The 14,620-nt window shown below is 65.5% G+C and carries 17 protein-coding genes; 5 read left to right on the top strand and 12 right to left on the bottom strand.

What is annotated here, in order from left to right; all coding sequences use genetic code 11:
• Positions 1-3: 3 nt before the first annotated feature.
• Positions 4-1,065, top strand: a complete 1,062-nt coding sequence (locus ACXJKC_RS17880; protein ID WP_456698094.1) for a polyprenyl synthetase family protein — start codon at positions 4-6, stop codon at positions 1,063-1,065.
• Here the strand turns inward: ACXJKC_RS17880 and ACXJKC_RS17875 are convergent.
• The gene (locus ACXJKC_RS17875; RefSeq protein ID WP_456698093.1) at positions 1,040-1,456 is read right to left on the bottom strand and encodes a barstar family protein; all 417 of its coding nucleotides are present in this window, start codon (positions 1,454-1,456) and stop codon (positions 1,040-1,042) included. The genes ACXJKC_RS17880 and ACXJKC_RS17875 overlap by 26 nt on opposite strands.
• Entirely contained in the window at positions 1,453-1,842 is a 390-nt protein-coding gene (locus ACXJKC_RS17870) for a ribonuclease domain-containing protein (protein ID WP_456698092.1), read from the bottom strand. Before ACXJKC_RS17870 ends, ACXJKC_RS17875 begins: the two co-directional genes overlap by 4 nt.
• Before the next feature lie 144 nt (positions 1,843-1,986).
• On the opposite strand from ACXJKC_RS17870, the gene pknB reads away from it, so the two are divergent.
• Both pknB and ACXJKC_RS17860 read left to right on the top strand, forming a co-directional pair.
• Complete coding sequence (gene pknB, locus ACXJKC_RS17865; RefSeq protein WP_456698091.1) at positions 1,987-3,972, top strand: Stk1 family PASTA domain-containing Ser/Thr kinase; 1,986 nt, start codon at positions 1,987-1,989, stop codon at positions 3,970-3,972.
• 49 nt (positions 3,973-4,021) lie between these two features.
• A complete protein-coding gene (locus ACXJKC_RS17860; protein WP_456698090.1) occupies positions 4,022-4,621 on the top strand; it encodes a carboxymuconolactone decarboxylase family protein in 600 nt (199 codons plus the stop codon).
• 46 nt (positions 4,622-4,667) lie between these two features.
• Here ACXJKC_RS17860 and ACXJKC_RS17855 read toward each other — a convergent pair whose 3' ends face one another.
• The 6 genes from ACXJKC_RS17855 to ACXJKC_RS17830 form a co-directional block, all read right to left on the bottom strand.
• Positions 4,668-6,005 carry a class II 3-deoxy-7-phosphoheptulonate synthase gene (locus tag ACXJKC_RS17855; RefSeq protein ID WP_456698089.1) on the bottom strand — a complete coding sequence of 446 codons (1,338 nt, stop codon included), beginning with the start codon at positions 6,003-6,005 and terminating at the stop codon, positions 4,668-4,670.
• 262 nt (positions 6,006-6,267) lie between these two features.
• Complete coding sequence (locus ACXJKC_RS17850; protein ID WP_456698088.1) at positions 6,268-7,296, bottom strand: 6-phosphofructokinase; 1,029 nt, start codon at positions 7,294-7,296, stop codon at positions 6,268-6,270.
• A gap of 30 nt (positions 7,297-7,326) precedes the next feature.
• A complete protein-coding gene (locus tag ACXJKC_RS17845; RefSeq protein ID WP_456698087.1) occupies positions 7,327-8,100 on the bottom strand; it encodes a MerR family transcriptional regulator in 774 nt (257 codons plus the stop codon).
• A gap of 17 nt (positions 8,101-8,117) precedes the next feature.
• The gene (locus tag ACXJKC_RS17840) at positions 8,118-8,930 is read right to left on the bottom strand and encodes an ABC transporter permease (RefSeq protein WP_456698086.1); all 813 of its coding nucleotides are present in this window, start codon (positions 8,928-8,930) and stop codon (positions 8,118-8,120) included.
• Positions 8,930-9,865 (bottom strand): ATP-binding cassette domain-containing protein, encoded by a 936-nt coding sequence (locus ACXJKC_RS17835; protein WP_456698085.1) that lies wholly within the window; start codon positions 9,863-9,865, stop codon positions 8,930-8,932. The genes ACXJKC_RS17840 and ACXJKC_RS17835 overlap by 1 nt, the downstream gene beginning before the upstream one ends.
• 63 nt (positions 9,866-9,928) lie before the next feature.
• Positions 9,929-10,681, bottom strand: coding sequence for a lysophospholipid acyltransferase family protein (locus tag ACXJKC_RS17830; protein ID WP_456698084.1), 753 nt, complete (start codon positions 10,679-10,681; stop codon positions 9,929-9,931).
• 77 nt (positions 10,682-10,758) lie between these two features.
• Between ACXJKC_RS17830 and ACXJKC_RS17825 the strand changes: the two genes are divergently transcribed.
• Positions 10,759-11,523 (top strand): alpha/beta hydrolase, encoded by a 765-nt coding sequence (locus tag ACXJKC_RS17825; protein ID WP_456698083.1) that lies wholly within the window; start codon positions 10,759-10,761, stop codon positions 11,521-11,523.
• Entirely contained in the window at positions 11,516-11,911 is a 396-nt protein-coding gene (locus ACXJKC_RS17820; protein WP_456698082.1) for a hypothetical protein, read from the top strand. The genes ACXJKC_RS17825 and ACXJKC_RS17820 overlap by 8 nt, the downstream gene beginning before the upstream one ends.
• Here ACXJKC_RS17820 and ACXJKC_RS17815 read toward each other — a convergent pair.
• The 4 genes from ACXJKC_RS17815 to ACXJKC_RS17800 are packed head-to-tail and all read right to left on the bottom strand — an operon-like array spanning position 11,817 to position 14,534.
• Positions 11,817-12,854 (bottom strand): ROK family glucokinase, encoded by a 1,038-nt coding sequence (locus ACXJKC_RS17815; protein ID WP_456698081.1) that lies wholly within the window; start codon positions 12,852-12,854, stop codon positions 11,817-11,819. The two genes, ACXJKC_RS17820 and ACXJKC_RS17815, sit on opposite strands and share 95 nt — an antisense overlap.
• Entirely contained in the window at positions 12,854-13,801 is a 948-nt protein-coding gene (locus ACXJKC_RS17810) for an ROK family glucokinase (RefSeq protein ID WP_456698080.1), read from the bottom strand. Before ACXJKC_RS17810 ends, ACXJKC_RS17815 begins: the two co-directional genes overlap by 1 nt.
• Positions 13,798-14,100, bottom strand: coding sequence for a hypothetical protein (locus ACXJKC_RS17805; RefSeq protein ID WP_456698079.1), 303 nt, complete (start codon positions 14,098-14,100; stop codon positions 13,798-13,800). Before ACXJKC_RS17805 ends, ACXJKC_RS17810 begins: the two co-directional genes overlap by 4 nt.
• Positions 14,097-14,534, bottom strand: a complete 438-nt coding sequence (locus ACXJKC_RS17800) for an SRPBCC family protein (RefSeq protein ID WP_456698078.1) — start codon at positions 14,532-14,534, stop codon at positions 14,097-14,099. Before ACXJKC_RS17800 ends, ACXJKC_RS17805 begins: the two co-directional genes overlap by 4 nt.
• Positions 14,535-14,620: the final 86 nt, after the last annotated feature.

Here is a 14,620-nt window from a genome sequence, read left to right as displayed (position 1 = left end):
GATGTGACTGCACGTGCGGATGATCTCGAGTTCCGGACACGCGTCGACGAGAGCCTGGCGGCATTCGTGGATCGCAAGGCTGCCGATCTGCGTCTCCTGGGGGCCGGCATCGACCACATGGTCGCGATCTCCGGCGAGTTCATCGCGGGCGGAAAGCGCCTCCGACCACAGTTCAGCTACGCCGGCTGGCTCGTGGCGGGAGGCCGACGGGGTGATCCGGGCATCATCGCCGCAGCTGCCGCGCTCGAGTGGCTGCAGGCCAGCGCCCTCGTGCACGACGATTTGATGGACGGATCCGACACCCGTCGCGGACGTCCCAGCATCCATCGCGCGTTCGAGGCGATCCACCGCGCCGAACGACGCCACGGCGATGCTGCAGCATTCGGCCTGTCGGCGGCGGTCCTGATCGGCGATCTGATGCTCTCGTGGTGCGACGAGATGCTGACCGATGCGATCTTGGAGTCACCGACCCTCGCACCACACATCCGACAGGCCCGCACCTATTTCGACCTGTGCAAGACCGAGGTCGTCGCGGGCCAGTTCCTCGACGTGGTCGGGCAGACCCGGCAGACCGTGTCGTGGGATGAGGCCATGACTGTCGTGCGGTACAAGTCGGCCAAGTACACCGTCGAGCGTCCGCTGCACATCGGTGCGGCTCTGGCCGGTGCCGACGCCGAGCTGATCGACGGACTGAGCGCCGTCGCACTCCCCCTCGGCGAGGCATTCCAATTGCGCGATGACGTGCTCGGGGTGTTCGGCGACCCAGCGGTCACCGGAAAGCCGGCCGGCGATGATCTGCGCGAGGGCAAGCGCACCGTGCTGATCGCCCGCACCCACGAGCTGACCGACGATGCCGGACGCCGCTTGCTGCTCGATTCACTGGGCACCGCGGAAGGAGTCGACGCGGTCGCCGAACTGATCCGCGGTTGTGGCGCCCTCGAAGCCGTCGAGCACGACATCAGCATGCTCGAAGCTGCCGCCGACGAGGCCATCGACGCACTCGGTCCCGCCGCGCGCGAGGTACTGGGCCCCTTGGCGCTCACAGCAACGCGTCGAAGCCGCTGACCCCCAGATCGTCCCGCACGACCACCACTAGGTGTTGTGTCTGCTCCACCGCGTCGCGCAGCACCTCGACGATCGCGCTCGCGCGGACGGGATCCATCTCGACCAGATCACGAAGCCCGTCCCAGACCATGACCGTCGGTGTCGTGCTCTGTTCTGCAAGCATGTCGAACAGTGCGTCGAGATTGCAGCCGAACCATTCGGGGAGGCCCCACGCCGCGACGAGCCTGGAGTAGAAGTCCTCAATCGATTCGACGTCGCGCGTATCGACCGGCAGCACCTGCCATCCGGCCGCGAACGCTTCACCGGCCAGATCGCGATTCGGCCGCCCCCGCCAGCTGAACAGCCCTGCCGACGCCGTCCCGTTCAGCACCGAAGCGTACGACGCGGTCATCTGCTCCCCCGATCGAGACGGGTGAACGTCCGGTAGTGGTCGCCGGTGTAGTACGTCTCCCCGTCGGCACCCCTCACGATTCGACGAGCCCCACGATCGGCCGATCCCGGTGTGGGAACGGTGTACTCGCGCCAGTATCCGCGCGGACGCTCCGGCAGACGTCGTTCCCGGTTCATGAACACCGTGTCGTCGCGGGAGTACGGGTACGGCCCGCCGTCCTCGATCAGCGCCAGGGTCTCGCCGACTTCTGCGGGTAACCCGGTCGTGGCGACACTCGACGTCTCGGGTCGGGTGTCATCCGACGAATTGTCCGCCGTCACAGTCCAGACGACGTAAGTGATCGCCACGACGGCCAGAAGGACCCGCCACCACGTGTTCGACCGCATGGGTCAATGCTCTCGTACTTTTCGTGTCCGACACCGCAACATCGAAACACCACACCTGCGTGCTGCCCGCGTTCTCATATGGGAGAGTCACTAGACTGCGATGAGGGCCCAAGGGGGTTTCCGGCATGACGAGGGAGGGTTGACGTGCCACTGACCAGCGACGAAGCACTCGTCGGGCGTGTCCTCCACGACCGCTATCTGATCGGCGAACGCATCGCCCGCGGCGGCATGGCCAGCGTTTTCAAGGCCACCGACCAGCGACTCGATCGCGAAGTCGCCATCAAGGTCATGCACCAGGGCCTCGGCGACGACCAGCAGTTCACCCAGCGCTTCGTCCGCGAGGCCAAATCGGCCGCCAAACTCAATCACCGCAATGTCGTCTCGGTCTTCGACCAGGGCACCGACGGCGAGATCACCTATCTCGTCATGGAGTACGTTCCCGGCCGCACGCTGCGCGATCTGATGCGCGATGAGGCCCCCATGCCGCCTTACCGCGCGCTCGAGCTGCTCGAACAGATCCTGATAGCCCTGTCGGCCGCGCACGCCGCCAAGATCATCCACCGCGACGTCAAGCCCGAGAACGTCTTGATCACTCCAGACGGGGAGGTCAAGGTCGCCGACTTCGGCCTGGCCCGGGCGGTCAGTGCCGCGACCACCGCGACCGGCGGCACCCTGATCGGCACGGTCTCCTACCTTGCCCCCGAGATCGTCACGAACGACGGCACCGACGCCCGTTCCGACGTCTACGCATGTGGCGCGATGCTCTACGAGATGCTGACGGGCACCAAACCGCACTCCGGCGAGTCACCCATCCAGATCGCGTACAAGCATGTGCACGAAGACATCGGTGCGCCCTCGGAGGTTCAGCAGGGCATCGCGCCGTACGTCGATGCCTTGGTCGCCCGTGCCACGGTCCGCGACCGCGATCAGCGCTCGACCGATGCGCGCGTCTTGCTGCAGCAGGTCCGATCCGTCCAGCGTGCCCTTGAAGCCGGCCTGGCCGATGATCCCGATCTCGTCGCAGATCTGCTCCCGGGCGCTCGTCCCGGCGAGGACGATCCCGATGCGCCCACGATCGCCGTTCCCCGCGCCGCGATGGGGTTCGCGGCCTCCGAAACCCTCGCGAGTGCGTCGGAGAACACGATGCAGTGGACGCCGCATGAGACGCCGGCCCCGCCTCCGGCGAACGCAGCCAAGCCGATCGGTCTGCATCCGCCGATGTCGCGTGAGGAATACGGCCAGATCGCCAGCAAGCCTCACAGCCGACGGGGCCGCCTGCTACTCATCCTCGCCGTCCTCGCCGCGATCATCGCGGGTCTGCTGACCTGGTACATCACCGATCTCCGCTACGTCGACACGCCGGTCCTGACAAGCAGCTCGGTCGCGGACGCCAAGAAAGAGGCCGAAGCCGAGGGCTTTGAGTTCAAGGAGGTCCGCAAGGACTTCTCCGAGACATTCCTCGCCGGCACCGTCATGAGCACGAATCCCAAGCCCGGCGAGAAGATCCTGCCGGGCAGCACGATCGAGGCCGTCGTGTCGAAGGGCCCCGACCGGGTCTACATCCCCGACGACAACTTCAAGGGTCTCAAGATCAGCGAGACCCGCCAGCTCCTGGAGGCTCAGGACCTCGTGCTGGGCAAGCGGACCAACGTCTATGACGAGAACATCGCCAAGGGGCGGGTCATCCGGGCCGACGGCGTGACGTCCAAGGACGCTCTCAAGCGCGGTGACACGGTCAACGTCATCGTGAGTCGCGGTCGCAAGCCCATCGAGGTCAAGAACTACGTCGGTCAATCTCTCGACACCGCCCGCACAGCATTGCAGAACGCCGGCTTCAACGTCACCGTCAACGAAGCCTTCAGTGACGATGTCAAGCGCGGCAGGGTCATCGCGCAGACCCCCAACGATGGCAACCGGTTCAAGGACGACACGATCGCCTTGACGATCTCCAAGGGCGCTGAGCAAATCGCGATCCCCAATGTCGTCGGAAAGCCCCGGCTCGAGGCCGAGCAGATCCTCAAGGACGCGGGCTTCAAGGTCAGGGTCTTCGGCGGCAATGGCACCGTACTGCTGCAGCCCGACAAGAAGGCCTCACGCGGCAGCCGGGTCACGATCTACACCGCACCCTGATTTCCCATACCAATCAATACGTATGTACAACTTCGCGTAGACTCGGTGTATGGATGAACCCCGGATCGCTCCAGGCGGCCTCAAGGAACTCGGTCTGATCAATTTCGGGTTCGCAACCCTCGCCGGCCGGATGATCGGCGGCGGACGGCCCAATATCTTCACAACTCTTGGACGTCAGCGTCGCCTGTTCCGCGGTTGGCTGCACTTCAGCGGCCGCCTCATGCCGGGTGGCTCGCTCCCCCGCCGCGAATCCGAGTTGATCATCTTGTGGATCGCGACGTTGCGAGAGTGCGAGTACGAACGGCGCCACCATATCCGTCTCGGCCGCAGAGCAGGCATCACCCCCGAACAGATCGCCCATCTCGCCGACCTGAACTGGACGGGATGGTCGGCCCGCGAGCTGGCTCTGCTCGACGGCGCAACCCAACTCGTCGACGCCAAGTACATCGACGACGCCGGCTGGGCCACGCTGCGGACCTACCTCGACGAGGCTCAGGCCATCGAGTTCTTGTTGCTCTGCGGCCAATACGACTCGCTGGCCACGACACTACTGACCTTGAAGGTGCAACCCGAGAACCCGAAACCGCCCGCCGAGGAGGTGGCTACCGCCCTGCGGCGAGGTGGTTACCGCCCTTCCTCAGGGCCGTAACCACCTCCTGAGGGGGCGACAAGTACCTCCTCAGCGGGTGGGTCGATCAGTCCCGACCGGAGAGCATTTCGGCGACGAGGAAGGCCAGCTCGAGCGACTGCGCACGGTTGAGCCGCGGATCGCACAGCGTCTCGTAACGGTGCGTGAGGTCTTCGGCCGAGAGCTTGGCGCCGCCGCCGACGCACTCGGTGACATCGTCACCCGTGAGCTCGACATGCAGACCGCCCGGCCACGTTCCGAGGGCACGGTGCACCTCGAAGAAGCCGCGGACTTCGTCAATGACATCGTCGAACTCGCGGGTCTTGTAGCCGTTGCTGGTCTCGAATGTATTGCCGTGCATCGGATCGCAGACCCAAGCGACCTCGATACCCGCAGCAGTCACCTTCTCGACCAGATTCGGCAGACCCTCGCGGATCTTCTTGGCGCCGAATCGGGTGATGAACGTGATCTTGCCGGGAATGCGCTCCGGGTTGAGCTTCTCGTACAGCGCGATCGCATCGTCAGCCGTCGTGGTCGGGCCGAGCTTGACGCCGATGGGGTTGGCGATGCGGCTCAGCAGCTCGACGTGCGCGCCATCGAGCTGGCGGGTGCGCTCACCGATCCAGACGAAATGGCTCGACACGTCATAGGGCTGTTCGGTGCGCGAGTCGATACGCGTGAGGGCGTGCTCGTACTCCATGATCAGCGCTTCGTGCGAGGAGAAGAAGTCGACGGTGTGGAACTCGTCGGGGTCGACACCGATCGCGTCCATGAAGGCCAAGGCCCGATCGATATCGGCACCGATGCGCTCGTAGCGTTCGCCGACAGGGCTGTTCTTGACGAAGTCGGTGTTCCAGGCGTGCATCTGGCGTAGATCGGCATAGCCGCCGGTTGTGAATGCACGTGCAAGGTTGAGAGTCGCGGCAGATGCGTTGTAGACGTCGACGAGCCGCTGCGGATCGTGCGCGCGGGACTCAGGGGTGAAGTCGAAGCCGTTGACCGCGTCGCCGCGGTACGCCGGCAGCGTCACGCCGTCGCGGGTCTCGGTGTCGCTGGAGCGCGGCTTGGCGTACTGGCCGGCGAGTCGGCCGACCTTGACGACCGGGACGCTCGCGGCGTACGTCAGGACGACTGCCATCGACAGCAGGACCCGCAGCTTGTTGCGGACGTTCTCGGCTGTGACGCCCTCGAATGTCTCGGCGCAGTCGCCGCCTTGCAAGACGAATGCCTTGCCTTGAGCGACCTCGGCCAGACGGTCGCGCAGCGCATCGCACTCGCCCGCAAAAACCAGGGGTGGCATCCTGCGCAACGTCTGCACCGCGGTGTCGCGGGCAGCAGGGTCGACATACGTGGGCTGCTGGGCAGCGCCGATCGCATGCAGTTCGTCAAGGCTAGGAATACTCACCCGCCTAGAATACGCCGCCCGCGGTACCACCTTGAAACCGCGTTGGTTGAGACGCGCAGGCCGCCCACCCCGCTGGTTGAGGTGCGTGCCGCGCCGACTCCGTTGGTTGAGGTGCGCAGGCCGCCTGCGGCCGGAGCCTCGAAACCGCGTTGGTTGAGGTCGTCGAGTCATCTCACCTGGTTTCGAGGCTCGTCGCTACGCTCCTCGGCTCCTCAACCCGCTCGACCGGTCGCGCGCTGAGCGCGCTCGGGCCTCGCGCGCCCTAACCAAACAACACCTCTGCCTCTTCATACAGCTCCGGGCGTACGGTTTTCAGCACGGCAGTTCCCTCGGACAACGGGACACGTTCGATCTCGGTGCCTCGCAGGGCCATCATCTTGCCGAAGTCGCCCTCGTGGACCGCGGTGATGGCGTGCAACCCGAAGCGGGTCGCAAGCCACCGGTCGAATGCGGTCGGCGAGCCACCTCGTTGCACGTGCCCGAGAACAACCGTCCTGGCTTCCTTGCCGGTGCGTTGCTCGATCTCGGCGGCGAGCCGATCACCGATCCCGCCCAACCGCACGTGACCGAACGCGTCCTTGTCGCCGCTGACCAGTGACATCGATCCTCCGTCGGCCGGCACCGCGCCTTCGGAGACCACGATGATCGGCGCATAGTGCGTCGCGAACCGGCTCTCGACTTGTGCGCACACCTTGGCGATGTCGAACGGGCGCTCGGGGATCAAGATGATGTTGGCACCGCCGGCCAGGCCGCTGTGGAGCGCGATCCAGCCCGCGTGACGTCCCATGACCTCCACGACCAGCACCCGGTGATGCGACTCGGCGGTCGTGTGCAGCCGGTCGATCGCCTCGGTCGCGATATTGACCGCAGTATCGAAGCCGAACGTGAAGTCGGTGCCCGACAAATCGTTGTCGATCGTCTTGGGAACACCGACGACGTTGACGCCGAGATCGGCGAGTTTGGTGGCCACCCCGAGGGTGTCCTCACCGCCGATCGCGATCAGCGCGTCACAGCCCTGCTCGGCCAGATTGTCCTTGATGCGCTCGACGCCGTTCTCGATCGCGAACGGGTTGGTTCGTGACGAGCCGAGGATCGTGCCGCCGCGGGGCAGGATGCCTCGAACGGCCTCGATGTCGAGCGTCCGGGTGTCGTTCTCCAAGGGGCCGCGCCAGCCATCACGGAATCCGACGAACTCGTGCCCGTACGTCGAAACCCCCTTGCGGACGGCTCCTCTGATGACGGCATTGAGTCCGGGGCAGTCGCCACCCCCGGTGAGCATGCCAACACGCATCCGACCTCCCATGTCGTAGTCATGACGACCCTAGGCCATGTCACCGGCCGCCACAGGTTCGAACTGCGTCCACCCGGACCAACCCCGTTGCTTCAGGAGCCGAACCAGGGCCGCTCCAGCCGGGACCGAGTTCAGGAAGTAGTTGTCGAGCAGCTCGACCAGTTCTTCCGAGATCATCAGATCACCTGCCTGATGATCGAAATCTGCTGCCGCGATCGTGGCCGCCAGACGATCGGCAAGCTCCGGAAGACGAGGATCGTCAGGCTCCCAACCGACGAGATCCTCGAATTCCCGATACAGGGCGACGACCTCGGGATCGTCGAGCTGCTGGAACTTGGACTGCATCCACAACGCCATCCGGTCCGGGGAGTGGGCAGCGAGCAGGATCCAGCCGTCCCGCTCCCCCTCGATCATCCGCTCCGACATACCCAACGACCGGAGTCGCTCCAGGTACGCCACGGCCTCGGGCGGCAACGCCAGACTGTCACCCGCGGCCAGCTTGGCGATCCGTTCGCGGTGCCGCTGCCGTTCGCGGATCTCGGCGCGCAGCCGGACGTCGATCTGCGCGACGGCCGAGGCGAACTCCGTGTCGTCGGCACGCAGAAGCTCCTCGACCTTCGCCAGCGGCACACCGGCGTCGGCCAACGTCCGGATCTTGATGAGCTCCACGACGGCCTTGGCGTCGTAGCGCCGGTATCCCGATGCATCCCGTGTGGGCTCCGGCAGCAGTCCCTTGGCGTGATAGTGGCGCACCGCGCGCACCGTGACACCGGCATGTGCGGCGATCTGACCGATCGTGAGCATGTTCAGGAGTCTGCCATCTACTGAGTCGGGACACGGGTGAAGAGCTTTCGTGACCACAGGTACCCGAGGACGCCGATCAGAACGCACCACCCCATCGCCAACCACACATCATGTCCGGTGTCGGCGCCGCTGGTCAGAGCACGCAGGCTGTCGATCATCGGCGTGAACGGTTGGTGCTCAGCGAAGTGCCGCAGCCCCCAAGGCATCGCATCGGTCGGCACGAAGCCGCTGCTCAGGAACGGCAACATGACCAGGAACATCGGGGTGTTGCTGGCGGTCTCGACGCTGTTGGCGGCCAGTCCCATCCCGACCGTGAGCCAGGTGAATGCCGACGTCATCATGACCAGCAACACCAAGGCCAGCAACCACTCGCCGAGGCTCCCGCCGGAGCGGTAGCCCAGCACGATCGCGACGATCAGGGTCACCGCCACGGCCAGCAGCGTCTTGAGCACCGCGCCCAGCACGTGGCCCGTGAGCACGGAGACCTTCGCAATGTCCATAGTGCGGAACCGGGCGATGATGCCGCCGGTCATATCCAATGCCACCTCGATCGCGGTCCCCAGGGCGACGCTCGCGACCGCGATGACCAAGATGCCCGGCGTGACGTAGTCGAGATAGTCCCCGCGGTCGCCGCCTCCGGGAACACCCGGCAGACCTGCGCCCATCGTGCCGCCGAACACGTAGACGAACAACAGCAAGAACACGATCGGTTGGGCGACGAGCATGATCGCGAGCGAGGGGTAGCGGATCCAATGCAGCAGATTGCGTCGCAGCATGGTGATCGAGTCCCGGACGACGTAGGTCTGCTGCGGGTTCGATGACGTGGTCATCACGCTGCCTCCTGATGATGTGAGTGACCGGTCAAGGCCAAGAAGACGTCATCCAGGTCGGGATCGCGGACGCTCAACGCCGCCACCGTGACATCGTCCAGCAAAGCGAGGAGATGACGAAGGGAGGCCACACCGTCATTGGCCATCCGGAGCGTGAGCGTTTCGCGGTTGGTACTGGCATCGGGCAGTTGCGCAGCCGCCGCCGCAAGGGCCGCCTCGTCGGTGAATCTGACCTCGACGTGTCCGCCAGGCACCTGACTCTTCAACTCAGCTGGTGTCCCCTCGGCGACGATCCTGCCGCCGTCCAGGACACCTACGCGGTCGGCCAGCTGATCGGCTTCATCGAGGTACTGCGTTGTCAGTAGGACTGTCACACCGCCGGCCACCTGCTCGCGGACGATCTGCCAGAGCTCGCGGCGACTGCGCGGGTCCAGACCCGTGGTCGGTTCGTCCAGGAAGATCAATCGCGGGGAACCGAGCAAAGTCATCGCCAGGTCGAGCCGGCGCTTCATCCCGCCGGAGTAGGTCTGCGCTCGGCGTCCGGCCGCGTCGATCAGGTCGAACCGCTCGAGCAGATCATCGATCGCAGTCTTGGCGGCGGCCCGTTCGAGATGGAACAGATCGGCCATCAACTGCAGGTTCTCCCGGCCGGTGTGGAATTCGTCGATCGCCGAGAACTGCCCCGTCACCCCGATCGATCGACGCACCTGATCAGATGCGGTGCGGACGTCATGTCCGGCCACCCGGATCTGCCCCGCATCGGCTGTCAGCAACGTCGAACAGATGTTGACCGTCGTGGTCTTGCCTGAGCCATTGGGTCCGAGCAGCGCGTAGACGCTGCCCTCTGGAACCTCCAGATCAACGCCCGTGAGGACGGCATGGTCGCCGAAGGCCTTGCTCAGGCCGGCGACGGATATCGCGGAATATGTCTCCATGCACAGCATCGTCACGGGTTGACCCTGCGTCAGGGTCAAGTCCTACCGCATGTGCCAGTCGGACTACTCCGGCTTGATCTCGTCCCAGACCTCTTCGGCCTCCGCGCGGGCCGCGGACTTGGCCGCTTCCTTCTCGCGCGCCTGATCACGCTTCTTGGCGTCCTGGGCGTACAGATCGACGTACTCCTGGCCCGACAGTCGCATGATCTCGTACATGATCTCGTCGGTGATCGCCCGCAAAATATAGCGATCGTCTTCCATGCCCTCATACCGGCTGAAGTCGAGCGGCTTGCCGAACCGGACGCCGGGACGCGCGAACTTGCCGAAGATCTTGCCGGGAGGTGCGACGACATCGGTCCCGATGACGGCCAGCGGGATGACCGGGACACCTGCCTCGAGCGCGAGCCGGGCCACGCCGGTGCGTCCGCGATACAGCAGTCCGTCATGCGAGCGGGTTCCCTCGGGGTAGATACCGCAGACCTCGCCGTCAGCGAGTAGACGCAGCTGGGTCTTGATCGCGCCGGCCGCCGCCGAGCCGCTCGTCCGGTCGATCGGAACCTGGCCCGCACCGGAGAAGAACGTCTTCTGGAGCCACCCCTTGATGCCGACGCCTTCGAAGTATTCGGCCTTGGCCACGAACGTGACCCGGCGCGGAATGACCAGCGGCATGAACAGCCAGTCGCTGTACGACAGGTGGTTGCTCGCGAGGATCGCGGCGCCTTCTTTCGGGACGTTCTCGGTGCCCTCGGCCCACGGGCGGAAGATCAGCTTCAACAAAGGACCCAGCGCGAGGAACTTCAAGAACCAATAGAACACGGACCGACACTACTCCGAACACAGCTGCTTTCGCACGAGGCCGCACATCGTGCCGCCCGATGATGGATGATGGCGACATGACTTCCTCTGTGATGCCGGGGGCTGAGCCCTTCACCGCCCAAGGCGGACGCATCGGCGTTCTGCTGAGCCACGGGTTCACCGGCTCGCCGGCCTCCATGACTCCCTGGGCCAAGCACCTCGCCGAACGCGGGCATTCCGTCGCGGTTCCCAGGCTGCCGGGCCACGGAACGACATGGCAGGAGATGAACCGCACTCGCTGGCAGGACTGGTACGGCGAAGTCGATGCGGCGCTGACCGAGCTGCGCGCACATTGCGATCACGTCGTCGTCGCCGGATTGTCGATGGGCGGCTGCCTCGCCCTGCGCCTCGCCCAACAGCGTCCCGACGATGTCGCGGCTCTCGTCCTGGTCAACCCTGCGGTCAACGTCAAACGATTCGACATCAAGCTGGTCCCCCTTCTGCAGTGGATCGTCCCGTCGATGCCCGGCATCGGCAATGACATCAAGCTGGCCGGTCAGGACGAGATCGGCTACGACAAGACCCCGCTCAAGGCCCTGGCATCGCAGCTGACGATGTGGAAGGACGTCCGCGCGAATCTCGGCCGGGTGACCCAGCCGGTTCTACTCCTGCGCTCCAATGACGACCATGTCGTCGACGAGACGTCGCTCGACATCATCAAAGCCGGCGTGTCGTCGAAGGTCGTCGAGATCGTGCCGCTCGTCAACAGCTTCCACGTCGCCACGCTCGACAACGACGCACCGCTGATCTTCGAGCGCACCGACGCGTTCATCGCCGAGCATGTGGGCGACGGTCGTGGCTGAGCAGGACGAGTTCGACAAGATCGTCGAGGGACTCGACCTGGATCTGTCGTTTCCAGACGAGCCTGCGGATCCCGTCGCCCCCGCTGTCGACGAACCCGAGCCAGCCGCCTGGGAGGACCAGCCCGACGAACCCGAAGAACAGTTCTACCGGCAGGTCGACGCGAGACCGTTGATCCCCCGCAAGCGCGGCATCGTCCTCGCCTGGGCCGGCGTGGTCGGCACGCCCCTGGTGCTGACGCTCGCGACGTTGGCCGGGCTCTTCCTCGAGCGCTCCGTCCTCGCCGCGGCGGCGCTCATCTTCGTGGCTTCGGCGATATACCTTTTCTTGCAGCTGCCCGAACACGGGCCCTCGCGGAGGGATTGGCCGGACGACGGCGCCGTGCTGTGATGCGGGCCATGTCGGCTGCTCCGATGAGCCCGGCGTCTGGTCCCAAGTGCGCCCGGACGATCCGCGCCTCGGCCCGATAGCCGCGACCGGTCAACGTCCGTGAGAACGCCGCACGAGCTGGATTGATCAGCAGTTCGTTGGCGTCGCTGACGCCGCCGCCGATCACGAACATTCCCGGGTCGAGCGCGGCAGCCAAATTGGCGATGCCGACACCCAGCCAGTCGCCGACCTCGGCCAGCCACTCGATCGGTTCCTCGCGGCCGGCCTGAGCGTGCTTGGTCACGAGGTGACCCTCGATGCGTTCGACGTCATCGCCTGCTTCGGCCAACAGCAGTTTGCCGAACTCCGTGCCTTCTGTCGCCGCTGCACGGGCGCGCCGGGTCAAAACCCGCCCGCTCGCATATTGTTCCCAGCAGCCCGAATTGCCGCATTCGCAAAGATTTCCGTTGGGCACGACCTGCATGTGGCCGAATTCGCCCGCGATTCCGAACTGGCCCCGATAGGGCTGACCGTCGATCACGATCGCGCCGCCGATTCCCGTGCCCAATGTGATCAGGACCAGATCGGCCTCGTTCTGCGCCGCGCCGAACCGCCACTCGGCCCAGCCTGCCGCATTCGCATCATTGTCAACCAGCACCGGCAGGCCTGTGCGACGCGCCACCGAATCGCGCAGCGGTTCGTGCCGCCATGCCAGGTGCGGTGCGAACAGGACGGTCGACTGGGTCGCATCGACGAAGCCCGCCGCTCCGACGCCGATGGCCCGAATGTGGTGCTCTCGACGAAACTCCTCGGTGATACTCGCGATCGCATCGATGACTTCGAGTGGCTCGGTCGTCGGGGTCTCCCGCTTCAGCCTGGCGAGGACGTGACCGTCCTCGTCGACGACACCGGCGGCGATCTTGGTACCACCGATGTCGATTCCGACGGCTAGCTTGTCTGCCACTACAAAGGCTCCACTCTTGCGAGGTCGGCGGCACCGATGATGCCGGCCGAGTTGCCGAGGGCCGCGAGTCGCACTGCCGCCGCCGGTCGATGGGATCGTGCGGGCAAGTGGGTTTCGAAAGCCGCGATAAGCGGTTCCAGCAGCAGATCGCCGGCGGCCGAGACTCCCCCGCCGATCGCGATGACACTCGGGTCGAGGATCGTGGCGAGCACAGCGGCTCCCTCCCCGATCCAGCGACCGAGATCGGCAAGGAGCTCGACGGCCAGCACATCGCCTTCTTGGGCCAGACGAGTCACCCCAGGGCCGGTGATACGTCCCGGGTCACCGGCGGCGAGCGCCGCGATGGCATCCGTTCCGGGATCGCCCTGGGCCAGACGCGCCCGGGCCTCACGCACAAGAGCGCTGCCGCTGCCGTACTGCTCATAGCAGCCGTGCTGGCCGCAGCCGCACAAGATCCCGTCCGGAACGATCCGGATATGGCCGATCTCCGCAGCCACGCCGAAGCCGCCTCGAAACAGCTGCCCCTTGTGCACGATGCCGCCGCCGACGCCGGTGCCGACCGTGATCAGCAGCAGATCGTCAGTGTCCTCGCCGGCGCCGAAGCGGAACTCACCCCAGGCAGCCGCATTCGCATCGTTCTCCACGACGATCGGCAGATCGATCAGCGCACCGACATGGCGACCCAGCGGTTCACCCACCCAATTGATATTCGGCGCGAACCGGACGGTCGAGCGATCCTCGCCCACGAATCCGGCTGCGCCGATGCCGACACCGACCGGCTGCTCATCGCGCGTCAGCCGCTTCACGAGATCTGCCACGATCGCCGGAATCCTGCTCGAGTCGGCAGGCGTGGGTTCGGCGTCGTGCACCATGATCTGGCCCGTCTCGGACACGAGACCGGCAGCGATCTTGGTTCCCCCGATATCGACGCCGATTGCGAAATTCACTGCTCCTCCTGGGGAGCCAGGGCCACGTCCACCAAGTCGCGAACCGACTTGGCGAATGCGACGGCAGATTGGGTCACGGCGGCCAGAGCTTCGGGATTGTGCTGAACGAAGCCGACGACCTGGCAGACCGGGCACCAGCTCGTGGGGCAGACGTGCTCGGAGGCGTGCTCGCCCGAGTCGCCGCCAGAGGTGACGGCACGGAACAACCGGAATGCCTCCTCGGCGATCGTGCCCACCTCTTCGGAGTTGTCGTGCTGGTCAGAGCCGTGGTCGGCCCCGTCCGCTCCGAGGCCGGTCACAGGGTCTCGACCCGCTTCTTCAACCCCTTGAGGGCGGTGTCGATGATGACCTTCTCGGCCTTGCGCTTCAACATCCCGAGCAAGGGGATGGAGACATCGACCGACAACTGATAGGTCACTCGCGTGCGCGCGGCATCGAGCGCATCGAGGACATAGGCGCCGTCCATCGAGGTCAACATCGCTCCGGGCTTCGACAGGTTCCACGACACCGACTTGTCGGCGTCCCAGACGTACACAAGCTCGTACTCGTCGCGGATCGGCGCGGCGTCGAGCACGAAGTGAACCTGTTCGGCGCGCCCATTGCCCATCGTCGCCACGACATCGGCGACTTTGACGCCGGTCGCCCACACCGGATAGGAACCGAAGTCGGCAATGACGTCCATGATCTGCTCGGCTGGAGCGTCGATGACGATCTCGCTGGTGGTTCGCGCCATCACCCCTCCTCGTCCGGCCGACCGTGTCGCACCCATGCTAGTGGTTCTTCGACCCCGAACCCGCGCCGGGACTCCGGGCTGACACA

Source organism: Aeromicrobium sp. P5_D10, from assembly GCF_054049535.1.
Note: the sequence above shows the minus strand (reverse complement) of the source record. Positions and strands in the feature narration are given on the sequence as shown.